Here is a 25,012-nt window from a genome sequence, read left to right as displayed (position 1 = left end):
GCTCTGTGACGGCCCTGGGCCGGACCCCTGTGACAGGTCTGTGACAGTCGGCGGACACGTCCGAGAAGGTCGCTCGGCAAGCTTTTCGGCACCGGCAAGGAAGCAACGCCGAGCAAGCCGGACACCGGAAGTCCACGACGGGGAGCGCGAGATGAACACGCTGCACAGCATCAGCACCAGCGCAGTGGTCACGCGTCTGCACGACGTGCACCGGGGTTCCGAGAAGTCCGGCGCCGTGAGCGGGCGGGGGTGCGCTCGCGGCGCCGGGCGTCAGCACACCGGTTACATGACGGTGGTTGACGCGTACACGGGGGAAACGCACGGGGGATCCGCGTACAGGGAGGACTCGGGGGAGCGCCGTTCGCTGACGGAGGCGGAGTTCACCGCCTACGTCCAGGAGCGCCGCGCCTCCCTGTACGCCACCGCCTACCACCTGACCGGTGACCGCTTCGAGGCCGAGGACCTGCTGCAGAGCGCGCTGTTCTCGACGTACAAGGCGTGGGACCGGATCAGCGACAAGGCGGCGGTCGGCGGCTATCTGCGCCGCACCATGACCAACCTGCACATCAGCGCCTGGCGGCGCCGCAAGCTCAACGAGTACCCGACCGAGGAACTGCCGGAGACGCCCGGCGAGACGGACGCGATGCGCGGCACCGAGCTGCGCGCGGTCCTGTGGCAGGCGCTGGCCCGGCTGCCCGAACTCCAGCGCACCATGCTGGTCCTGCGCTACTACGAGGGCCGCACGGACCCGGAGATCGCGGAGATCCTCGACATCAGTGTCGGCACGGTGAAGTCCAGCATCTGGCGGTCGCTCCGCCGGCTGCGCGAGGACGAGGTCCTCAGCTTCGGCCGTGACGAGGAGGACGCCTTCGGCGAACTGGTCGCCTGAAGGTTCGGGGGGGAACGACGGGGGAGCGACGGGGGACCACTGGGGGGTGGACCCACGGGGGTACAGGGAAACACGGGGGAGTACCGAGGAGCGGGACTGGAGGGCCGGGGGGTCCGTCCAGTCCCGTTTCGCGTGCTCCGCGTTCTGTTACGCCGCCGTCCGCTGCCGCGCGTGCCGCCCCGCGGCGGCGGCCGCCAGTCGGCCCAGCGCCTCGTCCCGGTTGCAGGGGTGAGCGCCCAGCGAGACCTGGCGGGCCACGATCGACCGCTCCGCGCGCATCAGCCGCCAGCCGCGGCGCAGCAGGAACGGCACCGACTTGCGGCCCTCCTTGAGGTCGCGCAGGAAACGCCGGCGGAACGTGGTGACCGGGCCGCGGGTCAGGCACAGCGCGTCCGCCAGCACCCCCAGTTCACGACAGCGCTGCACGATCTCCGCGGCGAAGATGCCCTCCGCGATGAACAGCGGGGTGCGCCCGATGTGCAGCGGCTCCTCGCCGGTACGGGCGCTCAGCGCGATGTCGTACACCGGCACCGGCGTCGTCCCGGAGGCGCACAGCCGGGTGATGGCCTCGATGGCGACGTCCGCGTCCCACGACTCCGGGTGGTCCCAGTCGATGTCCGAACTTCCGTCCACCAGCGGCAGCGTCGGGTCGTCGCCCTCCTTGTAGAAGTCGTCGAGGCGCAGGACGGGGAGCCCGGAACGGGCGGCGACGAGTGACTTGCCCGAGCCCGAGGGGCCGCACAGCAGGACGACACGGGCGGGTGACGGGAGATGAAGGCTCACGGAACACCAGTTTGACGCATGGTGAGCCGCCTGCCGACCCCGCGGGTCGGCTTTTGAGCGTGAGCCTCACCTCAACTACCCTACGTGCTGACCTCATTACCCTGCGCACCAGAAGGTGGCCCCAGCGATGGCCCGACACGCTTCCTCCCAGCACCCCACCGCGCGGCGCGCCCTGATCGCCCTCGCGACCGCCGGAGCGGCCCTCGGCGCGGGTGCGGCGACGGCACACGCGGCCGCGGCCCCGGTCGTCGACGTACCGTGGCGTCCCACCGCGCTCGGCAAGGTCGACCCCAAGGCGGGCCTGTCGGCCCTCACCGGGACGGTCGGCTACGTCACCGGCCCGGTCGCCGGCCTCAAGCCCAACCCGCTCGCCGGCACCGGCGTCGACCCGCTCGACAACGGCGTGGGCACGCAGGTCGCCGACTTCAAGCCGGTCGGCACGCAGATGCTGACGGGTCCGGTCGCGCAGGCGCAGTCGCTGAGCGCGGTGCCGGGAGTGGGGCTGGTGACCGGCCTGTTGGGCGGCGGTGCGGGCGCCCCGCTGGGCTGAACCCCGGCAGGCACGAGGAGAGCCGCGCCACCCCCGGACGGAGGGGTGGCGCGGTTCTCCGGCTCTGCGGGGCCGTCAGGCCGTCAGGCCGTCAGTACGAGGAACCCGACGCGCCCAGCGACCCCGTCGGGTGCCAGACCGTCTTGGTCTCCAGGAACGCCGTCATGCGGTCGATGCCGGGAGTCGCCGGCCAGTCGTCCACAGGCTGTGGACGAAGGACGCGCTTCAGGTTGTCGGCCGCGGCGATCTCCAGCTCCTTCGCCAGCACGTCGTCGGCGCCGGCGAGGTCGATCGCGTTGACGTCCTGGTGCGCGGCCAGCGGCGCCGCGATCTCCGCCGTACGGCCGGAGAGGATGTTGACCACACCGCCGGGCAGGTCCGAGGTGGCCAGCACCTCGCCCAACGACAGGGCGGGGAGCGGGGACTTCTCGCTCGCGATCACGATCGCCGTGTTGCCGGTCGCGATCACCGGGGCGATCACGGACACCAGGCCCAGGAAGGAGGACTCCTGGGGGGCGAGTACGGCCACGACGCCCGTCGGCTCCGGCGAGGAGAGGTTGAAGAACGGGCCCGCCACCGGGTTCCCGCCGCCCACGACCTGGGCGATCTTGTCGGTCCAGCCCGCGTACCAGACCCAGCGGTCGATCGCGGCGTCCACCTGGGCGGCGGCCTTCGACTTGGACAGGCCCTCCGCGTCGGCCACCTCGCGCACGAACTGCTCGCGACGGCCCTCCAGCATCTCCGCGACGCGGTAGAGGATCTGGCCGCGGTTGTAGGCCGTGGCCCCCGACCAGCCGCCGAACGCCTTGCGGGCGGCCACGACCGCGTCACGGGCGTCCTTGCGGGAGGACCGGGGAGCGTTGGCCAGCCAGTTGCCCTTCGAGTCGGTCACCTCGTACACCCGGCCGCTCTCGGAACGCGGGAACTTCCCGCCGACGTACAGCTTGTAGGTCTTGAAAACGCTGAGCCGCTGCTGCTCGGACTTCTCAGTCTTCTCGGTCTTCTCGGACTTCTCAGACATCGAGGTACGCCTCCAGGCCGTGACGACCGCCCTCGCGGCCGAAGCCCGACTCCTTGTAGCCGCCGAACGGCGAGGTCGGGTCGAACTTGTTGAACGTGTTGGACCAGACGACGCCGGCGCGCAGCTTGTTCGCGACGGCCAGGATCCGGGAGCCCTTCTCGGTCCAGATGCCGGCGGAGAGGCCGTACTGAGTGTTGTTGGCCTTGGCGACGGCCTCGTCGGGCGTGCGGAAGGTGAGGACCGACAGCACCGGGCCGAAGATCTCGTCGCGGGCGATGGTGTGCGCCTGGGTGACGTTCGTGAACAGCGTCGGGGCGAACCAGTAGCCGGAGGCCGGCAGTTCGCAGGCGGGGGACCAGCGCTCGGCGCCCTCCGCCTCGCCCTGCTCGACGAGCGAGGTGATGCGGGAGAGCTGCTCGGCGGAGTTGATCGCGCCGATGTCGGTGTTCTTGTCCAGCGGGTCGCCGAGACGCAGGGTCGACAGGCGGCGCTTGAGAGAGTCCAGCAGCTCGTCCTGGATCGACTCCTGGACCAGGAGGCGGCTGCCCGCGCAGCAGACCTGGCCCTGGTTGAAGAAGATGCCCGTGACGATGCCCTCGACGGCCTGGTCGATCGGGGCGTCGTCGAAGACGATGTTGGCGCCCTTGCCGCCCAGTTCGAGGGTGAGCTTCTTGCGGGTGCCGGCGACGGTCCGCGCGATCTCCTTGCCGACGGCCGTGGAGCCGGTGAAGGCGACCTTGTTCACGTCCGGGTGCGCGACCAGCGCGGCGCCCGCGTCGCCGTAGCCCGGAAGGATGTTGACGACACCCTTGGGCAGGCCCGCCTGGCGGCAGATGTCCGCGAAGAACAGGGCGGAGAGCGGGGTCGTCTCGGCGGGCTTGAGGACGACGGTGTTGCCGGTCGCCAGCGCCGGGGCGATCTTCCACGCCAGCATCAGCAGCGGGAAGTTCCAGGGGATGACCTGGCCCGCGACACCCAGCGGACGCGGGTTCGCGCCGAAGCCTGCGTGGTCGAGCTTGTCGGCCCAGCCCGCGTAGTAGAAGAAGTGCGCGGCGACCAGCGGGAGGTCCGCGTCGCGGGTCTCCTTGATCGGCTTGCCGTTGTCCAGCGTCTCCAGCACGGCCAGCTCGCGGCTGCGCTCCTGGATGATGCGGGCGATGCGGAACAGGTACTTGGCGCGCTCGGAGCCCGGCAGCGCCGACCACTTCCCGAACGCCTTGCGGGCGGCCTTCACCGCGCGGTCGACGTCCGCCTCACCGGCCTGGGCGACCTCGGAGAGGACCTCCTCGGTGGACGGGCTGACCGTCTTGAAGACCTTGCCGTCGGCGGCCTCGGTGAACTCGCCGTCGATGAACAGGCCGTAGGAAGCGGCGATGTCGACGACCGAGCGGGACTCGGGTGCGGGAGCGTACTCGAATACGGAAGCCATGATGATCAGTCCACCGTCACGTAGTCGGGGCCGGAGTAGCGGCCGGTGGCCAGCTTCTGACGCTGCATGAGCAGGTCGTTCAGCAGCGAGGAGGCGCCGAAGCGGAACCAGTGGTTGTCCAGCCAGTCCTCGCCCGCGGTCTCGTTGACCAGGACCAGGAACTTGATGGCGTCCTTGGTGGTGCGGATGCCGCCGGCGGGCTTCACGCCGACCTGGACACCGGTCTGGGCGCGGAAGTCGCGCACCGCCTCCAGCATCAGCAGGGTGTTGGCGGGGGTCGCGTTCACGGCGACCTTGCCGGTGGACGTCTTGATGAAGTCCGCGCCCGCCAGCATGCCCAGCCAGCTCGCCCGGCGGATGTTGTCGTACGTCGACAGCTCGCCGGTCTCGAAGATGACCTTCAGGCGGGCGTTCGCACCGCAGGTCTCCTTCACGGCGACGATCTCGTCGTACACCTTCAGGTACTTGCCCGCGAGGAACGCGCCCCGGTCGATGACCATGTCGATCTCGTCGGCGCCGGCGGCGACGGCGTCACGCACGTCGGCCAGCTTCACGTCGAGCGCGGCGCGGCCGGCCGGGAAGGCGGTGGCGACCGAGGCGACCTTCACGCCGGAGCCGGCGACGGCCTCCTTGGCGACGGCCACCATGTCGGGGTAGACGCAGACGGCCGCCGTGGTCGGGGTCGTCCGGTCCGTCGGGTCCGGGTGGACCGCCTTGGCGCCGAGCGCCCGGACCTTGCCCGGGGTGTCCGCGCCTTCCAGCGTCGTCAGGTCGACCATCGAGATGGCGAGGTCGATGGCGTACGCCTTCGCGGTGGTCTTGATGGAACGGGTGCCGAGAGACGCCGCGCGCGCCTCCAGGCCGACCGCGTCGACGCCGGGCAGCCCGTGGAGGAAGCGGCGCAGCGTGCTGTCGGACGCGGTGACGTCAGCGAGAGCGTGTGCTGTGGGTGCAGTGGGCATGGTCACCAGACGAGCATATCTACGCGCGTAGCGGCTGTATAGCCCCGGGTGCTCATCGCCTGGCTGTCGATCACGGATGAGCGCCGGTACGGGGGCGCGTAGCGTCGGTTCCGCCGGCGTCGTGCAGAATCGGGAGCATGACGACCCCGGACCACCAGTCGGCCACCGCCAAGGACCTGACCTACCGCTCGCCCATGGCGCTCCTGGCCGGTGTGCTGCTGCTCGTGCTGGCCGGCTGGCTGGGCTTCGACGCGCTGATCCACGGCAGCGGGCGCACTCCCTGGCTCGCGCTCGCCGCGCTGATCCTGGTCGTCCCGCTGGTGATCGCATTCACCCTGCGGCCGGCGGTCTTCTCGGGCGAGGACCGGCTGCGGGTCCGCAACCCGTTCCGGGTGATCAGCCTGCCCTGGGGGGAGGTCGCCTCCCTGCGCTCCGGCTACACCAACGAGGTCATCGCCAACTCCGGCACCAAGTACCAGCTGTGGGCCATCCCCGTGTCGCTGCGCGCCCGCAAGAAGGCCGCGCGCCAGCAGAGCCGGGCCAAGGCGGCGGCCAAGGGCGAGGGACGCTCCGCCGGGCCGGGGCCCGGCGGCTTCGGCATCCTCGGCGGCTTCGGCGGCCACGACGGCCCGACCCGCGCCGAGACCGACCAGATCATGGACGACCTGCGCGCCACCCAGGAGCGGCGCGGGCAGGCCGAGTCGGCGCAGGGCGAGGTGACCGTGCGCTGGGCCTACGAGCTGATCGCGCCCGTGGTCGCCGGGGCGGTGCTGCTGGCCGTGCTGCTGGTGATCGGCTGAGGGCTTGCCGGTGCCGGTGCCGGGGTGCGAGGTCGGGTGTGTGAATGCCTGTTGGAGGCGTGCCCGTGGGGCCGCCCGCTTCTCGGTCAGTGTCGTGCTTCCGCGAGCCGAGTGAAGGGCGCTCCCGTTCCGCTGTGCTCCACTCCCGCGTCGGCTGACGCCGATCGGCCTACGGCCGCCCCCTGGCTCGGCTCGCTCCAGCACGGGGGAGAAGCGAGCGGGCGGCTGGAGGAATGTGGCCGGCTGAGCCTGGTTGGGCCCTTGGGCGGGCTGCGTCCGTGGCGTTGGCTGTGGGGGCGCGCGTGCGTCTGCCTGGGTATGAGCTGAGTTCGGCGGCTGGCGGTGGGTCGGCGGGCGCGGTCGGACAAGAGGCCGCAGACCTTCTCCCACCTCCCCCGCCTGGACTAGGTTTCTGACCTGTGCTTTTCTCCAGGTGGGCCTCTGGCTCAAATCTTCCAGTCACTGCCCTGGGCGGGGCAGGCGAGGCGCCTGTGACGAATGCACCGGGGGCCGCCCGCCTGCTGACAAGTCCCCACCCCTAGACGAGTCATTCCGAATGATCAGTGGTCGTAGGAGATCAGGGATCGTGTGACCGGCCGGCCGGTCTTGTGGTTGTGCCAGATCGCCGCGGCCATGGCAAGGATGCGCTGGGCGACACGGACGGCGACACCTTCGAAGGTCCGGCCGCCGTGTCGTTCCAGGTCGTGCAGGCCCTTGAGGGTGTCGTTGACCGACTCGATCAGCTGCCGCACCGACTTGAGGAGGCTCTCGCCCTTGCGTTTCTTCTCCCGCTTGAACGACGGCCGCAGCAACTCGGCGCCCCGCAAGGCCAGATCGACCTCGAACTCCTTGGAGGCGAAGCCCTTGTCGGAGATCAGCAGCAGCCCAGGCCGGTGCGTGACCGTCTCCGGTTCGCGGTCGAGCATCGCGGTCAGTACCTCCCGCTCGTCCATCTTCGGGTTCGCCGGCGCCCACAGGATCGGCATCCCGGTCGGGGTACACACCAGGAACAGGCGCAAGCCCCAGAAGAACCGCGAGTGCGAAGCGCAGTACCCGTATCCGGCCCAGCCGGCCATGTCCGAGCGCTTCACCGTCGGGCGCGAGCGGCCGCACTCCACCGGCGTGGAGTCGACGATCCAGTGCGGGTCGAACCAGAAGTCCGTGTCCACCGCCAGCAGCCGTATCGCCTTCTTGACCAGCGGCAATGCGGCCCAGCAGCGCCTGCGCAACAGCGAGGGTGACGAGCTCAGAATCTGTCAGCTGCGGCGGACGGCCAAGTCATCGGACAGCTGCGATCTCGTCATCGATCTTCACGTACAGTGCGGTCAGCAGGGCGTCCAGGTTGTTCGTCACACAATGATCTTGGATGCCCTGTCCGCGTACCCGGACACACCGTCGGCATTCGGCATGCCTCGACGGGAGCTACGCCCCAAGTCGACGTCAGCGACCGTCCAAACACTCATGGCAGGGTGAACGAATGACGACGAACCGCGACTACTCATCCGATCTCCAACCCACCGGCCTCAAAATGTGGTCGGACACCACCCCGGCCCACAGCGATCTCCTTGCGGTGAAGGCGCTCGTCTACGACCCCTGCGGTTTCACCTGCTCGCAGCCAGTTCCCGAAGCCGAGAGTGCCGCCTACGCCGCCCACGAATTCACCCTCGACGGCCTCTCCATCCGGTTCCGCGCAGCCAAGACGACCCCCGCCAAGGTCGGACAATTCGTCACCGTATGGAAGAGGTCCCCGGGCGGGCCCATCCAGCCCTTCGACACCACGGACCCCGTCGACCTCTTCGTCATCAGCACCCGCGACCATCACCACTTCGGCCAGTTCATCTTTCCCATGGACGCGCTCCGCCAACACGGTGTCGTATCAACAAACGGTGCTGGTGGGAAGCGAGCCTTCCGCGTCTACCCGCCCTGGGTGACCACCACCAACCGCCAAGCCGGCAGCGCGCAGACCTGGCAGCTGGACCACTTCCTGTCCCTGCACCAGGACGGGCCCATCGACTCCGCCCGCGCCCATGAGCTCTACCACCCATAGGACGGCGCTGGCACAACCACAAGACCGGCCGGTCACACGATCCCTGATCGCCTACGACCACTGATCATTCGGAATGACTCGTCTAGCCTCCCTGTTTCGCTCCGGGTGGCTGCGCTGGGTGGATCCCGGTTCGACCGGCGTTTTTGGCTACTGGTTAGCGGGTGGGCATGCCGATGGCCCGGCGCTCGGCCGGGTTCTCCGGGCTCCTCGGTCGTGGGTGGGCAGGGACAGTCATGGTGGTCAGGTGGCCGGGCGGGGCAGTGCGACCAGGCGGGCGAAGGCACTGGTCAGTTCGTTTCGCCAGGGCCATGTCGTGGCAATTCGCAGACGCAGGCGCCGTCCGCCGCGGGTGATGCGGGCGGCGGCGTGCAGGATCCGGTGACGGAGCTTCTTCGGCTCGGCGGTGGCCAGTTCACCTTCCAGTAGCAAGGTGCGAGTCCAGGCGACCAGGTCGGTGGCGGCGAGGGCGAGTTCGAGCCAAGCGGCGTTGATGGTGAAGTGGCGGGAGGGAAAGCGGCCGAAGCCGGTGGACTTGCCGCTGCGGATGCGGTCATCGACGCGCGCGTGCGCGCGGTGGCGGGCTTCCAGGTATTGGGTTGTTCCGCCGCCTGTGTGGGGCGTATCGGTGAGGAAGACCTGGCGGCGTACGCCTTCGTCCAGGTCGAACAGGGATAGTCGGGCGCCGGGGTGCGGGCGCTCGCGGCGGACGATGATCCGAGTGCCGTCCGGGTAGCCGGCCAAGTCGATCATGTCGGTCAGTTCGGCGACTTGGGCTCCGGCCCGCAGGCTGCCGTCCTGGTCCAGTGCCGGGTGCCAGACCTGGTCGGGCAGGGCCCGGATCGCGCGGCGGACCGGCCCGGTGATGGGGTGTCCGACCGAGAAGAACGTGCGGATGCCGCGGGTGCGCCGGGACCGGATGTGGTGCAGGAAGGCTTTGGCGCCTCCGGCGGTGTCGGTGCGGATGAGGATGTCGGTGCCGTGGCGGTGGGCGTCGGGGATCTGGGCGAGGGCCTGGTCGAGGACGGTGATGTGGTCGGTTGCGCTGTTGGCTCCGGCGTTGCCGGGCCGTAGCAGTCCGGCGAGGGCTTCGCCGGTGTTGTCCAGGAAGCACGGCAGCGGGTGGAACCCGAAGCCGTGCTTGTCGGTGGCCGCCGCCTGCTCCTTCTCGGAATGGCAGGTGACCAGGGTGGCATCGATGTCCAGGACCAGGCCCGCGAGGTCGCGGCCGGCGGCGCGGGCAGGCAGTACCCCTGCCCGGGTCTCGGCGGCTTGCAGCCAGGCAACCTCCCGAGCCGTGGCTCTCGCCGCCTGTAGTGCGGCCAGCGTCCTGGAATCGATGCCGGCCAACAGCCGCAATGCGGTCGGTGTGGAGGCGACCGGGCCGAACACCGCAGGCTGGTCGCGCAGGACGGAGAGGTAACGGATTGCTTCGCCGCCGTCGGCGAGCATCACGGCCATGTCCACGGCGATCCGTCCGGGGGCGTGTCGGTGCCTCGTGGCCGCAGGTGGCGCAGCGCGTTGGTGGAAGGCCGTGGTCAGGCCGGTTGCGTCGGCGAGATCGGCCAGCAGTCGCGATCCTGCGTGGCTGACCACTCCATGGCCGTCGGCCGAGACGACGAGCTGGGGGCGCGAGGCGGTAGTGTGCACGCAGAAAGTGCCTTCCTGATGGAACGACAGAAGTCTTAGGCAAGCTCTATCGTCCCAGGTCAGAGGGCACTTTCGCTTGCTCAGGCGAAACGGCCAGGCCAGCTAGGGCAGGCCACCGGTCCAGGGTGGGAGTGGGGCGGTCGGCCAGGCGGGGCGTGGCGGCTTTGGGACGGGTGCGGTCCGGGGCGGCCGGGGTGGAGGAGAGGGCCACACACCGAACAGTGAGCCGGCGGCCTGCGCCAGGCCGGCGGAGCAGCGCACCGCCGTCTCCTCGGGGACCGCCGTCCGGCGCAGTGCACCGGCGAACGCGTCCTCGACCAGGTTCAGCCGCCTGGGCAGCTCGCCGGGACGGACCGGGGTGTTGCGGGTCGGGTCCGCCAGTGCGGTGAGCACTTGCTGTGCCCTGGCCCGGACGAGGGCCAGGGTCTGCCGGAGGGTCGGTTGTCCTCGCTGGGAGCCTGCTTCGGTCTGGGAGGCGGGCATGCCGAGTGCGCTGCGGACTGTGTCGCCGGCGCTGGAGTGCCAGTTGCTCAGCGTGCCCCTGAGTTCGGCGTGCAGCCCGTCGAGGAAGACGAGCAGGACCACCGCGCCCACCGACCGGCCGTCCAGGTCACCCGCCGGTCCTGCGTTCGGGTGTCCCGTATCGGCGAGGGCCCGGATCGGGTCGACGCTGTGAGCGGCGAGTTCGGCCGCGGCCTGGCAGGCGTGGTCGGTGGGCATCGAATGGGTCAGCGCCCCTTTGCGGTGTCGTCTGCCTCGTTGGCGGAGACGGGCACCGCCAGGGTGAGGAACTCGGCGAGGTGGACCGCGCGGATGTGGGACCGCCGTCGGCGCAGTCCCTGCTGGAGCTGGCGCAGGCAGCCCGGATTGACCGCGACGACGTAGTCGACTTCCGCGTGTTCCAAGGCGTCGAGTTTGGGATCCAGTACGGCCCGGCTGTCCGAGGGCCGGAGCATCGCGTAGGTGCCGGCGGCGCCGCAGCACTCACCCGCGCCCGGGAGTTCGACGTACTCGGCGACGGAAGCGATCAGCTCCCTGGGAGGCCGGGTCACCCCGAGACCATTGCGCAGATGGCAGGAATCTTGCAGGGCTGCCCTGGCCGGCCGTCCGTCGACGGTGACCCGGCCCACGGGCCGGTGACCGACTCGGTCCAGGTACTGGCTCAGTTCCTGGACCCGGTCCCGGCCGAGGTGGTGGGCAAGGTGGGCGGCGCATCCGCCTGCGGTGGTCACGATCGTGCCCGGCAGCCGCCGGCCGAGGGCGTGGGCCATCGCCTCACCGGCGACGGAGTCGCCGTTGTGAGCGTGCAACGCGCCGCAGCAGCCCTGCCCGGGCGGGACGGTGATCTCCGGTCGCAGTTCCAGGACGGCCCGGGAGACCTTCGGATACAGGCCCCGTTCGACACAGCCCAGCATCAGCGACGCGGTCTGCTCCGGCGCGTTCGGGATCCGCTCCTCAGCGCCGGCATGCTCGTTGCGGCCTCGCTGGTCGCGGGCGCTTTCACCATGGGTTCTTTCGTCGCGGGCGCGGTCGACGCGGGCGTGGCGCCGTACCAGGGCCTGGGCCTGCAGCAGCGCGGGACGGGAGACGAGGGCCATCAGGATCCGGGCGATCCAGGGCCGGTTGGGGCCCCGCCATTGATGGTCACGCCACTGTTCCAGCAGCAAGCCGTATTCCACTCCGGCGGGGCAGACGGTCTCGCAGGCACGGCAGCCCAGGCAGAACGAGGACTCCTCGGCGAGCGTCGGATCGTCCTCGTCGAGGCGGCCGGACTCCAGCGCGCGCATCAGCGTGATGCGTCCACGCGGAGAGGAGGTCTCCTCGCCGGTACGGGCATAGGTGGGGCAGGCGGGCAGGCAGAAGCCGCATGAGATGCAACGGTCGAGCAGGTTTTTGTCGAAGATGCCGCGGCCCTGGCCCTGCCCGGCGGCCTCGGAACCGGGCACGGCCGATTCACTGCGGTGTGTGTTCATACTGTCTGTCATGAGCCGAGCTTTCGGGGGTTGAGGATCCCTGCCGGGTCGAAGGCTTTCTTGATACGGCGCAGCAGAGCCACCTGGTCCGCGCCGATCTTGTCCGCCAGGTACGGCAGCTTGGCGGCGCCCACGCCGTGTTCGCCCGTGATGGTGCCGTCCAGATCGATGGCGGCGGCGAAGATCTCCGCGAATGCCTTGTGGGCACGGTCGATGGCCGCGCTGTCGTCGGGGTCGAGGACGCAGGTGGGGTGGAGGTTGCCGTCACCGGCATGGCCGAACGTGGCGATCTTCAGTCCGTACCGGTCGGCGATGTCGTCGATGCGGTCCACCATCTCGGCCATCCGGTGCCGAGGAACGGTGGCGTCCTCCAGGATTGTCAGCGAGCCGAGGCGGGACAGCGCGGGCAGCGAGCAGCGTCGCGCCGCGAGCAGAGCGTCAGCGCGTGCCACGTTCTCCGCCAGGGTGACCTCAAGGGCGCCCGTTTCCAGGCACACGTCCTGGATCCGGGCGAGGTTGCCGGACACGGTGGCCGGCGCCCCGTCGTCGCCGAAGATGAGCAGCGCTCCCGCGTCGGCGCGCAGGCCGAGCCCGGCGAACTCCTCGACCGCGGCGATGCACTTGCGGTCGAGGAACTCCAGCGTGGCCGGGACGATGCCGGAGGCGATGACGGCCGTGACCGCCCTGGAGGCGTCGGCGAGGGACGCGAAGTAGGCGATGCCGGTTCCGCTGTCCTTGGGTGCGGGAAGGAGGGCCACGGTGGCCTCGGTGACCACGGCCAAGGTGCCTTCGGAGCCGGTGAGCAGCCGTGTCAGGTCGTAGCCGGCCACGTCCTTCCAGAGCCGGCCTCCGGTGCGGATGATCTCGCCGGTGGCCAGGACGGCCTCCAGGCCGAGTACGTAGTTGCGGGTGACTCCGTACTTCAGTCCGCGCAGGCCGCCCGCGCAGGTGGCGATGTTGCCGCCGATGGTGGAGACCGTACGGCTTCCGGGATCGGGAGCGTAGAGCAGCCCGGCCTCGGCGGCGGCGTCCGCGAGCTGCGCGGTGGTTACTCCCGTCTGGACACGGGCCAGCAGTTCTCCGGGGCTGACCTCCAGGATGCGGTTCAGGCGGGTCAGGACCAGGACGATGCCACCGGTCAGGGGCACGGTGCCGGCGCACAGATTGGAGCCGGCGCCGCGCGGTACGACGGGGATGCCGTGTGCGGTGGCGTACCGGAGGACGGCGGCGACCTCCTCGGCGGTGCCGGGGAGCACCACGGCCTGAGGCAGGGCGTGAAAGAGCGGGGTGGCGTCGCGGGCGTAGGCGGCGAGAGCGCCGGCGTCCACCCGTACGTGACCGGGCCCGACGATGTCGGCCAGGTCCCGGGCGAGGTCCGTCTTCGCGGTCATCAGCGCACCACCATCCAGCCCAGCACGGGGGTCGACTGCAGGTAGACCAGCAGGCAGACCGCGACGAGCAGCCCGAGGCCCCATCCAAGGACGCGCCGGAACAGCTCGCCCTCGCGGCCCTCCAGCCCCACGACTGCGGCGGCGATGGCCAGGGTCTGCGGGGAGACCATCTTGCCCAGCACGCCGCCGGTAGTGTTGGCCGCGGCGAGCAGGTAGGGAGAGATTCCCGTCTTTTGGGCTGCGGTGAGCTGCAGGAGCCCGAACAGGGAGTTGGACGACGTGTCGGAGCCGGTGACGGCCACCCCCAGCCAGCCGACGACCGGGGAGAGGAAGGCGAACGCGCCCCCGGTCTGAGCGAGGAACAGTCCCAGCGTCACCGTCTGGCCGGACAGGTTCATCACATAGGCCAGGGCCAGGACCGCCATGACCGTGACGATGGTCCAGCGGAACTGCCGGACGGTGTCGCCATAGGCCCGTGCCGCGCGCCCGGCACGAATGCTGTAGACCGCCGCAGTGAGCACACCGGCGATCAGCAGGACGGTGCCGCCCGCGTTGAACAGGTTGAAGTTGAACGTCGCGGAGGCGAGCGGCTTGCCGGAGCCGTTGACCACGTTCAGACCCGGCCAGGCGAACTTCCACCCCGAGTGCTCCTCCAGCCAGGTCTTCACCGGGCCCAGCGTGGCCACCGCGAAGAGCACCACCACGGTGAGATACGGGGCGAAGGCCAGGAGAGCGGAACCCTCGCCGGTCTGTCTGCGCCGCTCCACGGCGTCGAACCGCTCGTCGGCTGCCGCACCGCCGGCTATGACCGGCACCGGGCTTGCCGCCAGGGTCTCCCGCGGCTGCCAGACCCGCAGCATCCCCACGACGGCGAGGGCGCCCGTGAAGGCCGCGACGATGTCGGCGATCTCGTACGAGAGGTAGTTGGAGCTGACGAACTGGGCGGCGGAAAAGGCGAAGCCGGCGACGACGGCGAGAGGCCACACCTGCCGGACGCCGCGCCTGCCGTCCACCATGAAGACCAGCAGCAGCGGCACGAACAGCGCCAGCAGCGGAGTCTGCCGACCCACCATCGCGCCGAGGTCCGCCGCGTCCAACCCGGTGATCTTGGCCAGGGTGGTGATCGGGACCGCGATGGCGCCGAACGCCACGGGCGCCGTGTTGGCCACCAGGGAGACCGCGGCTGCCTTCATCGGCCTCAACCCGACCGCCATCAGCATCACCGAGGAGACCGCCACCGGGGTGCCGAAGCCGGCCAGCGCCTCCAACAGCGCGCCGAAGCAGAAAGCGATGATCACGGCCTGGACGCGCTGGTCACCCGAGAGTGATCCGAACGCCCGGCGCAGCACCGCGTCCCAGCCCGTGATCTCCGTCAGCTTGTAGATCCACAGCGCGTTCAGCACGATCCAGATGATCGGGAAGAGGCCGAAAGCCGCACCCTCGCCCGCCGCCAGGGCCGCCTGCCCCACAGGCATCGAGTAGGCGAACACCGCCACGCCCAGAGCCGCGGCGAGGGCTACGAGGGAGGCCTTCCACGCCTTCCAGCGCAACCCGCCCAGCAACACGAAGAGCGTGACCAGGGGAAGCGCCGCGCACAGCGCACTCCAGGCGAGAGACCCGGCGACGGGGTCGAAGACCTGCTGATAGCCAACCATGACGAGACTCCTTGCCTCATTGAACGCACCACTTGTGACCCCCGTCACCCCGTGGGCGAGATTGTCAGACAATGATTCATGCCTGTCAATGGGTCGGGGCTGACAGCGTGCGACAATGGCAGCGTTCCGTCACGGAGGTGTTCATGACTCAGGACGCCACGCTCAGGCTGTCCACCGTCTCGGTCGTCGAGGCACTCGCCGCTTCTCTGCGTGACCGGGTGCTCGACGGGCAACTCACCCCCGGCACCAACCTGGCCGAAACCGAGATAGCGGCCGAGTACGGCGTCTCGCGCCCCACCGCCCGCAGCGCCGTCACCGCCCTGGTGCACGAGGGCCTGCTCCACCGTGAGGCCAACAAGGCTGCCTCCGTCCCCCGTCTGACCGGGGCCGACGTCGAGGACCTCTTCCTGGTGCGAACGCCCCTGGAGGCGGAGGTCGTACGCGTCCTGGTCGAGCGCGGCACCGTACCGCTGGCCGCCGCCGACCGGGCGATCACGGATCTCGACCGGGTGGAGGACGACGCGCCGCACAGCGCCTTCGTCGAGCCGGACCTGCGATTCCACCAGGCGCTGGTGGACGCGGTCGGCAGTCCCCGCCTCAGCCGCCTGTATCGGGGCATCAAGGGCGAGGTGCATCTGTGCATGGTCCAGACCCGGCACACCCTGGGTCGCGAGCGCATAGTCGCCGAGCACGGCAAGGTGCTTCAGGCTCTGCGGTCCGGGGACGTCGACGAGGCGGTGAACTCGATGCGGGCACACCTCGACGGCGCCTGCCGCTCCCTGCAACAAGTCTTCGAAACTGCCGACACCGAAGGCCGGCGGTGAGACGGGGCCGCGACTCCCAACGGCCGCCGCAGCGGAGCGCTCGGCGCACTGCGACGGCGCAGGGGCCCTGGATGTACCGATGCGGACGGGCGCCCTCCGCCTGCGCGCCGCGCTCGGCATGCCGAGCGGGCCCCCGAGTGCGCTGCCCTCTGGCCCCAAGCGCGGCACCGCCGCCGTGGCGCCATAGCGGGCAGCGCTCCACCTTGACGGTCCCTTGCGCGCTGGCGCGGCTTCCGGCAGCGGGCAACGCGCCGACCGGCTCTCCGTCGCACCTCGTTGCCGTTGCCGTCCCCGATGATCCGGGTTCAGTCCCGACCGGCGCCCTCACCCGCGCTGGTGCCAGCACCCCTCAGGCGTGCCTTTCGTGAAGGCTGCCGGACAGCACGGCTCCAGCACCCTGACCCACACCCTCTTCCCGCCGCGCCCGGCCGGGCGCCAACCCCACGCGTCGGCCAGGACAGCGACCAGCGCCAGACCGCGGCCTCCCTCGTCGTCCTCGCCGACCGGGCAGACGACCGGCTCGGCGTCGCTGCGGTCCTCGACCTCCAGCAGCGCCACGCCGCCCTGGATCGTCAGCAGCACCGTCACGCCGCCCCCACCGCCGTACCGCACCGCATTGCTCACCAGTTCGCTGGCCAGCAGTTCTAGTTGCCCGGCGAGCTCGGACGAACCCCGGATCGCCGCCGTGGCGCGCACGCTGTGCCGCACAGCAGGCACCAGCGATGACTCGGAGGCGATACTCATCACCATGCGCGGCACTGCCCTGCCCGGCTGCGCGCCCCTCTGCCCCGCGGTCTCGGTCAGCAGCCTGGCGCCATCCGCCGACGCGACAGCGACGCTGCGTTCACGGATACTCATGACGGCGTTCACTCCCGTCTCGGAGGGCCGGCCCATCCGCCCGGCCTGCCCGGTGCGCGCCGGGGCCGACCAGCGGGCTGGCGGTCACGGGGATCATCCCAGCCAGACGCCGGGGAGCCGCCCCAGGCAGTGCAGCCCCGCCGATCGCCCGGTGGATCATCGCGCCCGTCTGGCGACCTCCGTCAGCTTGCGGATCCGCAGCGCGATCATGTGATCGGAAGAGGGTCGGAAAGGTCGCCTCTCCCGTCGCCAGAGTCGCCGTGGCCCCACGGATACCGGGAAGACCGAGGACCGTTGGACCCCAAGGCCGCCGTGAGTGCCGCCGGTGCGGCCTTCCGTGCCCGGCGGGCACAGCCCGCCAGGAAGGCGCAGAGCGCAACCGGAGGAGAATGCGACGCACGGCGCACTCCGGGCGACAGACCCGGTCATGTGTGAGGGGACCGAAGACTTGTTGGTAGTCGGCCATGGCATGCTCCCCGCCTTGCCTGATGCCCTATTTGGAGATTGTCAGACAATGATTCACGTCTGTCAATAACTCCGACCTGGTAGCTGGCGAAGTGACCGCCCGGCCCCGGCAGGGGCCGGGCGGGAGGCTCCCTGTTTCGCTTCGGGCGGCTGAGCTGGCGTGATCGCGGCGGGCCGGTGATTCCGGTCGCTGGTTGGCGGGTGGCCATGACCAAGGCCCGGCGCTCGGGCCGGGTTCTCCGGGTTCCTCGTGGGCGCGCAGGAACGGTTCGGCAGTCAGATGGCTGGCCTGTGCAGGGCCGCCAGGCGGGCGAAGGCGTTGGCGAGTTCTTGGCGCCAGGGCCAGGGCGCGGCGGTCCGCAGGTACAGACGGGCGTCCGCGGCGGGTGATGTGTGCGGCGGCACGGGCAGCCTGCAGTGCCGCCAGAGCGGCGGGATCGATGTCGGTCGGCAAGCGCCACGCGGCGTGGAGATCACCGCTCCGAAAACCGCGGCCTGGTCACGCAGCAAGGCCAGGTCAGTGACGGTTTCGCCGCCGTCGGCGAGCATCGTCGCCAGGTCGACAGTGAAGGCGCCGGTCAGGCCGTGGCTGACCACCCCGCGCCCGTCGGACGAGACGACGAGTCTGGGGCGCGACCGCTTAGCGTGCACACAGAAAGTGCCTTCCTGCTCGGACTGCAGAGACTTTAGACAAACCTCATCGTCCCAGTTCAGAAGCCTTTCGCTCTTCTGATCAAGGTGACGCAGCCGACCGTTGCCCGCAAACCCCGGCTGGGCCACCGTCCTTCAGGGCCGCTCGCTCGCCTCGTGGAAGCACGACACTGGCCGAGAAGCGAGCGGCCCCACGGTCACTTTGCGGCGTACGGGAGGAAATCGCCCCATGCGGAGGGGGAGAGGGTGAGGCGGGGGCCCCGGTGTGCTTGGAGTCGCGGACGTGGATGGTGCCGGGGGTGGTGGCTATTTCTACGCAGGATTCGCCGTTACCGCTGCTGCTGTAGCTGCTCTTGAACCATAGTTCAGTTCGAGGATCCTGACCTGCTTTGGATCGGACACGGGGCGGCCGTTGAAGGCACCGTTCCAGCGTCCTACCGCAGTGCCGTCAGGGAACTTCAACAGCTCGATGACCCCTCCCGTGCCGAAGTGCTCCTCGTTGTCGGTCGGCATCACCTGGATGGAGACGTTGCGCAACTGCCCCAGCTCCAGCAGGCGTTCGAGCTGTCGTTGCCACACCGTTCTGCCGCCGACCGTATGCCGTGACGTCGCCTCTTCCTGGACGAAACTGAGCATCGGCGCCGGTGACCGGTCGAAGACGGAGCGTCGGGCCATCCGTGCTGCCATCATGCGCTCCAGCTCCTCCTCCGAGTGCGCGGGCAACCAGACCTCGAACAGCGCCCGCATGTGTTCCTCGGTCTGCAACAGGCCGTGGATGTTGTTGCACTCGTACACCCCGAGTTCGGCCGCCTGCGCCTCCACCTTGGCCAGTTCCCGGACCTGCTTGGGATAGCGGACCTTCTTCACGTCCTCCTCCATCGCGGCGATCAACCCGCCCGCCTTCAGTACCTCGTCGGCCTTGTCCAGGTACTCGGGACGAGGAATCCGCCCCCCCACTCCCGACCTTGAGGACCAGGCCCTCTCCGTACCCGATCGCCTTCCCGAACTCGACGGCCGTCAGCTCCATCGCCTTCCGGCGCAGTCTCAGCTGCCGCCCGACGGTGGCGATGACCGCGACTCCCCACTCGTCGTCCGGATCGACCTCCCAACCCGGCTCGTCCGCCTCGGTCTTGAGCCCTTCAGCTTCCGCTTCCGCGTCGACCGTCATCCCGTACCCCTCCGGTCACACTCCGTTCCGTCATCGCATGCATCCGCAGAGTCACCGATCCCGGGAACGGCGAAATGGGGTGCCCCGGATGACCGGGGCACCCCATCGGTGTCGTACGGCTCAGATGCCGGCCGCCGCCGACAGGTCCCGCTTGATCGCGGTGAGGAGCTCCGTCGCGCGGGTGTGGGCGGCCGGGAGGCCGGCGTGGGCCGCGACCGGCACGACGACCTCCAGGTAGCACTTGAGCTTGGGCTCGGTGCCGCTGGGGCGGACGATGACGCGGGCGCCGTCGAGGGTGTAGCGCAGGCCGTCGGTGGGCGGGAGCTTGTCCGTGCCCCGGGTGAGGTCCTCGGCGCGGGTGATGGCCAGGCCCGCCAGCTCGGTCGGGGGCTGCTCGCGCAGGCGGCGCATCGCGTCCGAGATGACGGAGAGGTCCTGGACGCGGACCGACAGCTGGTCGGTGGCGTGCAGGCCGTGCTCCACGGCCAGGTCGTCCAGCAGGTCGAGGAGGGTGCGGCCCTCCTCCTTCAGCACCGAGGCCAGCTCGGTGATCAGGAGCGCGGCGGTGATGCCGTCCTTGTCCCGTACGCCCTCCGGGTCCACGCAGTAGCCGAGGGCCTCCTCGTAGCCGTAGCGCAGGCCGTCCACGCGGGCGATCCACTTGAAGCCGGTGAGGGTCTCCTCGTACGGCAGGCCCGCCTTCTCGGCGATCCGGCCGAGCAGGGAGGAGGAGACGATCGACTCCGCGAAGGTGCCGGCGGCTCCGCGGCTCACCAGATGGGCGGCGAGCAGCGCGCCCACCTCGTCGCCGCGCAGCATGCGCCAGTCGGACCCGGCCTTGACGGCCACCGCGCAACGGTCGGCGTCGGGGTCGTTGGCGATGACGAGGTCCGGGTCGGTCGCGCGGGCCTGCGCGAACGCCAGGTCCATCGCGCCCGGCTCCTCCGGGTTGGGGAAGGCGACCGTCGGGAAGTCCGGGTCCGGGTCGGCCTGCTCGGCGACCAGCACCGGCTCGGGGAAGCCGGCGCGGGCGAACGCGGCCAGCAGGACGTCCTTGCCGACGCCGTGCATCGCCGTGTAGACCGTGCGGGCGGTGCGGGGGGAGTCGGGGGCGAGGACCGCGTCCGTACGGGCCAGATAGGCGTCCAGGACCGCGTCGTCCAGGGTCTCCCAGCCGGCGTCCGGGCGGGGGACGTCGTTCAGCGAGACGATCGCGTCGATCTCGGCGGCGATCTCCGCGTCCGCCGGCGGGACGATCTGGGAGCCGTCGCCGAGGTAGACCTTGTAGCCGTTGTCCCGGGGCGGGTTGTGGCTGGCGGTGACCTCCACGCCCGCGACCGCGCCGAGGTGCCTGATCGCGAAGGCCAGGACGGGAGTGGGAAGGGGGCGGGGGAGGACGGCCGCGCGCAGGCCGGCGCCGGTCATGACGGCGGCGGTGTCCCGGGCGAAGTCGGCGGACTTGTGGCGGGCGTCGTAGCCGATGACGACGAGTCCGCCGGTCTGGCCCTTGTGCTTCAGGTAGGCGGCGAGGCCGGCGGCGGCGCGGATGACCACCGAGCGGTTCATGCGCATCGGACCGGCACCGAGTTCGCCGCGCAGGCCGGCCGTGCCGAACTGGAGGGTGCCGCTGAAGCGGGTGGCGAGTTCGGTGACGTCCCCGGCCTCGATCAGCTTGGCCAGTTCGTCGCGGGTCTCCGGGTCCGGGTCCTCGGCGAGCCATGCGCTGGCCTTGGCGATGAGATCGTCGTGCACCTTGGGATCAACCTCTCCTGTGTCTTCCTGCCGCCTGGGGGCTCCGCCCCAGACCCCCGTTCGCCCACCGGCCCACCCGACCCGGCGGGCCGTGAAGCTCGCTTACAGCCTGCCCAGCACCTGCGTCAGCAGCTGCCCCATGCGTGCCGCCGAGTCACGGCCCGCCTGGAGGACCTCCTCGTGGTTGAGGGGCTCGCCGGTCATGCCCGCCGCGAGGTTGGTGACCAGGGAGATGCCCAGCACCTCGGCGCCCGCCTCACGGGCGGCGATCGCCTCGAGGACCGTGGACATGCCGACCAGGTCCGCGCCGATCACGCGGGCCATGCGGATCTCGGCCGGGGTCTCGTAGTGCGGGCCGGGGAACTGCGCGTAGACGCCCTCCTCCAGGGAGGAGTCGATCTCCTTGCACAGGGCGCGCAGGCGGGGGGAGTACAGGTCCGTCAGGTCGACGAAGTTGGCGCCGACGATCGGGGACGTGGCCGTCAGGTTGATGTGGTCGCTGATCAGGACCGGCTGACCGGGACGCATGCCCTCGCGCAGGCCGCCGCAGCCGTTGGTGAGGACCACGGTCTTGCAGCCGGCGGCGACGGCCGTGCGGACGCCGTGCGCGACGGCGGCCACGCCGCGGCCCTCGTAGTAGTGCGTGCGGCCCAGGAAGACCAGGGCGCGCTTGTCACCGAAGGAGTACGAGCGGATCTTGCCGCCGTGCCCCTCGACGGCCGGCGGCGGGAAGCCGGGCAGCTCGGTGACCTGGAACTCGGCGTCGGGTGCGCCCAGGGCGTCGACGGCCGGAGCCCAGCCGGAGCCCATCACGAGGGCGACGTCGTGGGTCTCGGCGCCGGTGAGTTCGCGCAGGCGCGCGGCGGCGGCGTCGGCGGCGGCGTAGGGGTCGCCCTGGATGTCGTCCGGAAGAAGAGATGCGTTCACGCCGACGAGGGTAGCCGGTCTTCGCCTACGCGCGTAGATGACAGACCTCACGGGAATGCTTTCGTTGTCTTGTCGTTTCCGACGAAGCGCGGGCGAAGCCGCAGCAAGGCCGCCGCCGGCCGGCCTCAGCAGGGGCGCTTGCGGAGTTCCATCACATAGTCGTGCGGTGCCCCGGCGGATTCGGCCGCGTCCGCGATCTCCCCGAGGTACCGCGCCGAGGGCAGGCCGCCCTCGTAGGCGTTGAGGACGTACGTCCACGCCGACTCCTCGCCGTCCAGGGTGTGCACACGGACCCGGACCCGCCGGTAGATGCCGAGGCCGACGCCCTCCCAGCGGTCGAGGGACTCCTCGTCCATGGGCGCGATGTCGTACAGGCCTACGAACACCTGGGCACCGGGCTCCTCGACGATCGTCGCCAGCGCGCCCTCCCAGCCCAGCTGTTCGCCGCCGAAGGTCAGCCGCCAGCCGTTCAGCCAGCCGATGGCGCGCAGCGGGGAGTGCGGGGCGCGGCGGGACATCAGCCGCGCTTCGAGGTTTCCGGCGTACGCGGCATAGAGCGACATGGGGAGAGGGTACGGCAGGAGAAACTCCCGTCTCTTCCGTACCGGAGACAGCCGCTCGACGCCCCCGGGCAGTAGCACCTTGAAGCGTGCGGGACAATGGGGTACGTGACTCGGATCGTGATCATCGGTGGCGGACCCGGCGGATACGAAGCGGCGCTGGTCGCCGCTCAGCTCGGTGCGGAGGTGACCGTCGTCGACTGCGACGGTCTGGGCGGAGCGTCGGTGCTGACCGACTGCGTGCCGTCGAAGACCCTTATCGCTACGGCCGAGGTGATGACCACCTTCGACTCCTCGTACGAGGAGCTGGGGATCATCGTCGCCGACGACACCCCGCCGCTGGAGCAGGCGGCCCGGGTGGTGGGCGTGGACCTGGGGAAGGTCAACCGCCGTGTGAAGCGGCTCGCGCTCGCCCAGTCGCACGACATCACCGCGTCCGTCACGCGCGCAGGCGCCCGGGTCCTGCGCGGCCGCGGCCGGCTCGACGGCATGCAGGCCCTCGACGGCTCCCGCAAGGTCGTCGTCACCGCCGCCGACGGCACCGAGGAGACCCTCACCGCCGACGCCGTCCTCATCGCCACCGGTGGTCACCCGCGCGAGCTGCCCGACGCCCAGCCCGACGGCGAGCGCATCCTCAACTGGACCCAGGTCTACGACCTCACCGAACTGCCGGACGAGCTGATCGTGGTCGGCTCCGGCGTGACCGGTGCCGAGTTCGCCGGTGCCTACCAGGCGCTCGGGGCCAAGGTGACCCTGGTGTCCTCGCGCGACCGCGTGCTGCCGGGTGAGGACCCGGACGCCGCCGCCGTCCTGGAGGACGTCTTCCGGCGCCGCGGCATGAACGTCATGGCCCGCTCCCGCGCGCAGTCCGCCAAGCGCGTCGGCGACCGGGTCGAGGTGACGCTGGCCGACGGCCGCGTCATCACCGGCTCGCACTGCCTCATGGCCGTCGGCGCCATCCCGAACAGCGCCGGTCTCGGGCTGGAGGAGGCGGGCGTGAAGCTGCGCGACTCCGGGCACATCTGGACCGACAAGGTCTCGCGCACGACCGCTCCCGGCGTCTACGCGGCCGGTGACGTGACCGGTGTCTTCGCCCTCGCGTCCGTGGCCGCCATGCAGGGACGTATCGCCATGTACCACTTCCTCGGCGACGCGGTGGCCCCGCTGAACCTCAAGACGGTCTCCTCCAACGTCTTCACCGACCCCGAGATCGCCACCGTCGGCTACTCCCAGGCGGACGTGGACGCGGGCAAGATCGACGCCCGGGTCGTGAAGCTGCCGCTGCTGCGCAACCCGCGCGCCAAGATGCAGGGCATCCGGGACGGCTTCGTGAAGATCTTCTGCCGGCCGGGCACCGGGATCGTCGTGGGCGGTGTCGTGGTGGCGCCGCGCGCCTCGGAACTGATCCACCCCATCTCGATCGCCGTCGACAACAATCTGACGGTCGAGCAGATCGCGAACGCCTTCACGGTGTACCCCTCCCTTTCGGGGTCGATCGCGGAGGTCGCACGGCAGCTGCACACGCGCAAGGCGGGCGCCGAGGCCTGAACGGACGGGCGCGACTTCCCGCTGGTCACAGGGAGTTGTCGAGCATGCGTGCGGCATAGGCGGGAAGACTAGGCCTTATACCACTTCCCGTCCTGCCGTACGAACAACTTCTGTTATTCGGCGCAAACTGCTGAAAGCAGACGGTCGTTGGGGTTACTGTCAGTTTCGTGTTCGCTGCAGAACGTCGCCAATTGATCCTCGAAATGGTGCGAGCGAACGGGGCCGTGTCGCTCCGTGAACTCGCCCGCGTCGTCCAGACCTCCGAAGTGACCGTACGGCGGGACGTGCGCGCACTGGAGGCAGAAGGACTCCTCGACCGCCGGCACGGCGGTGCGGTACTGCCGGGCGGGTTCACGCGGGAGTCCGGCTTTCCGCAGAAGTCCCATCTCGCGACCGCCGAGAAGACGGCCATCGCCGATCTCGCCGCGGGACTCGTCGAAGAGGGCGAGGCCATCGTCGTCGGCGCGGGTACGACCACGCAGGAGCTGGCCCGCCGGCTCGCGCGCGTGCCCGGGCTGACCGTCGTCACCAACTCCCTTCTGGTGGCACAGGCGTTGGCCCATGCCAACCGGGTGGAAGTCGTGATGACCGGCGGTACCCTGCGCGGCTCCAACTACGCCCTCGTCGGCTCCGGAGCGGAGCAGTCCCTGCAGGGGCTGCGGGTGTCGAAGGCGTTCCTCTCGGGGAGCGGCCTGACCGCGGAGCGGGGGCTGTCCACGTCCAACATGCTCTCGGCGTCCGTCGACCGTGCGCTGGTGCAGGCCGCGGCGGAGGTCGTGGTCCTCGCCGACCACACCAAGCTGGGTACGGACACGATGTTCCAGACGGTGCCGACGGATGTCATCACCAGGCTGGTCACCGACGAGCCGCCCGCGCACGACGACCGCGCCGCCACGGAGTTGCAGGCTCTCGCGGATCAGGGGGTGCAGATCGCTGTCGCGGGGGCGAGCAGCCCTCCGGGGGGTGAGCAGGTCCCGGCGCGGCGTCCGCTGCCGGGGCCGCGGCGGGGACAGGGCGGGCTGCGGGGGATGCTGGGGGAGCAGTCGGCAGGGGTTGAGCGGGGGCGCGTCGCTGATCTTCGCAGGCGCTGAGGTGCCTGTCCGCCGTAGGGC

Annotated in this window: 21 protein-coding genes and 3 pseudogenes; 7 read left to right on the top strand and 17 right to left on the bottom strand. The window is 70.4% G+C overall.

Translation table 11 applies throughout. The features are described from left to right. The first annotated feature begins 151 nt into the window (after positions 1–151). Positions 152–889, top strand: a complete 738-nt coding sequence (locus ACWC5O_RS24400) for a SigE family RNA polymerase sigma factor (protein WP_094215327.1) — start codon at positions 152–154, stop codon at positions 887–889. A gap of 147 nt (positions 890–1,036) precedes the next feature. On the opposite strand, the gene ACWC5O_RS24395 is transcribed toward ACWC5O_RS24400, so the two are convergent. Next, on the bottom strand, positions 1,037–1,672 hold the full coding sequence (locus ACWC5O_RS24395) for a uridine kinase family protein (RefSeq protein WP_450583954.1): 636 nt from the start codon (positions 1,670–1,672) through the stop codon (positions 1,037–1,039). Between the two features lie 127 nt (positions 1,673–1,799). On the opposite strand from ACWC5O_RS24395, the gene ACWC5O_RS24390 reads away from it, so the two are divergent. Continuing rightward, positions 1,800–2,222 (top strand): hypothetical protein, encoded by a 423-nt coding sequence (locus ACWC5O_RS24390; protein ID WP_450583952.1) that lies wholly within the window; start codon positions 1,800–1,802, stop codon positions 2,220–2,222. Between the two features lie 91 nt (positions 2,223–2,313). Here the strand turns inward: ACWC5O_RS24390 and ACWC5O_RS24385 are convergent, their stop codons facing one another. Genes ACWC5O_RS24385 through deoC form a run of 3 tightly spaced genes read right to left on the bottom strand, consistent with a single transcriptional unit; the run spans position 2,314 to position 5,640 of the window. Next, the gene (locus ACWC5O_RS24385; RefSeq protein WP_450583950.1) at positions 2,314–3,243 is read right to left on the bottom strand and encodes an aldehyde dehydrogenase family protein; all 930 of its coding nucleotides are present in this window, start codon (positions 3,241–3,243) and stop codon (positions 2,314–2,316) included. After that, the gene (locus ACWC5O_RS24380) at positions 3,236–4,672 is read right to left on the bottom strand and encodes an aldehyde dehydrogenase family protein (protein ID WP_450583948.1); all 1,437 of its coding nucleotides are present in this window, start codon (positions 4,670–4,672) and stop codon (positions 3,236–3,238) included. The genes ACWC5O_RS24385 and ACWC5O_RS24380 overlap by 8 nt, the downstream gene beginning before the upstream one ends. A 5-nt stretch (positions 4,673–4,677) precedes the next feature. After that, entirely contained in the window at positions 4,678–5,640 is a 963-nt protein-coding gene (gene deoC, locus ACWC5O_RS24375; RefSeq protein WP_450583946.1) for a deoxyribose-phosphate aldolase, read from the bottom strand. A 131-nt stretch (positions 5,641–5,771) separates the two neighbouring features. Between deoC and ACWC5O_RS24370 the strand changes: the two genes are divergently transcribed. Then, positions 5,772–6,434: a PH domain-containing protein gene (locus ACWC5O_RS24370; protein WP_450583944.1), complete on the top strand. Its 663-nt coding sequence runs from the start codon at positions 5,772–5,774 to the stop codon at positions 6,432–6,434. Between the two features lie 560 nt (positions 6,435–6,994). Here the strand turns inward: ACWC5O_RS24370 and ACWC5O_RS24365 are convergent. Then, a pseudogene (locus tag ACWC5O_RS24365) lies at positions 6,995–7,787 on the bottom strand (transposase). 175 nt (positions 7,788–7,962) lie between these two features. Between ACWC5O_RS24365 and ACWC5O_RS24360 the strand changes: the two are divergent. Then, on the top strand, positions 7,963–8,481 hold the full coding sequence (locus ACWC5O_RS24360) for a MepB family protein (protein WP_450584170.1): 519 nt from the start codon (positions 7,963–7,965) through the stop codon (positions 8,479–8,481). Positions 8,482–8,721: 240 nt separating this feature from the next. Here the strand turns inward: ACWC5O_RS24360 and ACWC5O_RS24355 are convergent, their stop codons facing one another. The 5 genes from ACWC5O_RS24355 to ACWC5O_RS24335 all read right to left on the bottom strand — a co-directional run bounded on the left by ACWC5O_RS24355 (position 8,722) and on the right by ACWC5O_RS24335 (position 15,147). Continuing rightward, on the bottom strand, positions 8,722–10,158 hold the full coding sequence (locus ACWC5O_RS24355; protein ID WP_450584169.1) for an IS1380 family transposase: 1,437 nt from the start codon (positions 10,156–10,158) through the stop codon (positions 8,722–8,724). A 72-nt stretch (positions 10,159–10,230) separates the two neighbouring features. Then, positions 10,231–10,848, bottom strand: coding sequence for a hypothetical protein (locus ACWC5O_RS24350; protein ID WP_450583942.1), 618 nt, complete (start codon positions 10,846–10,848; stop codon positions 10,231–10,233). A gap of 8 nt (positions 10,849–10,856) precedes the next feature. After that, the gene (locus ACWC5O_RS24345) at positions 10,857–12,113 is read right to left on the bottom strand and encodes a (Fe-S)-binding protein (RefSeq protein WP_450583940.1); all 1,257 of its coding nucleotides are present in this window, start codon (positions 12,111–12,113) and stop codon (positions 10,857–10,859) included. Beyond that, positions 12,110–13,492, bottom strand: a complete 1,383-nt coding sequence (locus tag ACWC5O_RS24340; protein WP_450583939.1) for an FAD-binding oxidoreductase — start codon at positions 13,490–13,492, stop codon at positions 12,110–12,112. The genes ACWC5O_RS24345 and ACWC5O_RS24340 overlap by 4 nt, the downstream gene beginning before the upstream one ends. Continuing rightward, the gene (locus ACWC5O_RS24335) at positions 13,492–15,147 is read right to left on the bottom strand and encodes an L-lactate permease (RefSeq protein WP_450583937.1); all 1,656 of its coding nucleotides are present in this window, start codon (positions 15,145–15,147) and stop codon (positions 13,492–13,494) included. The genes ACWC5O_RS24340 and ACWC5O_RS24335 overlap by 1 nt, the downstream gene beginning before the upstream one ends. A gap of 143 nt (positions 15,148–15,290) precedes the next feature. Here ACWC5O_RS24335 and ACWC5O_RS24330 point away from each other — a divergent pair, with 143 nt between their 5' ends. Further along, positions 15,291–15,971, top strand: coding sequence for a GntR family transcriptional regulator (locus ACWC5O_RS24330; RefSeq protein ID WP_450583935.1), 681 nt, complete (start codon positions 15,291–15,293; stop codon positions 15,969–15,971). A gap of 324 nt (positions 15,972–16,295) precedes the next feature. Here ACWC5O_RS24330 and ACWC5O_RS24325 read toward each other — a convergent pair whose 3' ends face one another. The 7 genes and pseudogenes from ACWC5O_RS24325 to ACWC5O_RS24295 form a co-directional block, all read right to left on the bottom strand. Next, complete coding sequence (locus ACWC5O_RS24325) at positions 16,296–16,829, bottom strand: ATP-binding protein (protein WP_450583933.1); 534 nt, start codon at positions 16,827–16,829, stop codon at positions 16,296–16,298. 741 nt (positions 16,830–17,570) lie between these two features. Next, positions 17,571–18,074: a hypothetical protein gene (locus tag ACWC5O_RS24320; RefSeq protein WP_450583931.1), complete on the bottom strand. Its 504-nt coding sequence runs from the start codon at positions 18,072–18,074 to the stop codon at positions 17,571–17,573. A 68-nt stretch (positions 18,075–18,142) separates the two neighbouring features. Beyond that, a pseudogene (locus ACWC5O_RS24315) lies at positions 18,143–18,375 on the bottom strand (DUF397 domain-containing protein). Continuing rightward, a pseudogene (locus ACWC5O_RS24310) lies at positions 18,285–19,113 on the bottom strand (helix-turn-helix domain-containing protein); the annotation flags it as partial. The pseudogenes ACWC5O_RS24315 and ACWC5O_RS24310, both read right to left, overlap by 91 nt. A 120-nt stretch (positions 19,114–19,233) precedes the next feature. Further along, entirely contained in the window at positions 19,234–20,865 is a 1,632-nt protein-coding gene (locus ACWC5O_RS24305) for a phospho-sugar mutase (RefSeq protein ID WP_450583929.1), read from the bottom strand. A gap of 102 nt (positions 20,866–20,967) precedes the next feature. Beyond that, positions 20,968–21,792, bottom strand: a complete 825-nt coding sequence (locus ACWC5O_RS24300) for a purine-nucleoside phosphorylase (protein WP_386579150.1) — start codon at positions 21,790–21,792, stop codon at positions 20,968–20,970. A gap of 125 nt (positions 21,793–21,917) precedes the next feature. Continuing rightward, on the bottom strand, positions 21,918–22,355 hold the full coding sequence (locus ACWC5O_RS24295) for a gamma-glutamylcyclotransferase (RefSeq protein ID WP_450583928.1): 438 nt from the start codon (positions 22,353–22,355) through the stop codon (positions 21,918–21,920). Between the two features lie 96 nt (positions 22,356–22,451). Between ACWC5O_RS24295 and ACWC5O_RS24290 the strand changes: the two genes are divergently transcribed. Both ACWC5O_RS24290 and ACWC5O_RS24285 read left to right on the top strand, forming a co-directional pair. Then, positions 22,452–23,900 (top strand): NAD(P)H-quinone dehydrogenase, encoded by a 1,449-nt coding sequence (locus ACWC5O_RS24290; protein ID WP_450583926.1) that lies wholly within the window; start codon positions 22,452–22,454, stop codon positions 23,898–23,900. A 167-nt stretch (positions 23,901–24,067) separates the two neighbouring features. Then, positions 24,068–24,991, top strand: a complete 924-nt coding sequence (locus ACWC5O_RS24285) for a DeoR/GlpR family DNA-binding transcription regulator (protein ID WP_450583924.1) — start codon at positions 24,068–24,070, stop codon at positions 24,989–24,991. Positions 24,992–25,012 lie beyond the last annotated feature (21 nt).

Source organism: Streptomyces sp. NPDC001450 (genome assembly GCF_053597295.1).
This window is presented reverse-complemented; position numbering and strand designations above follow the sequence as displayed.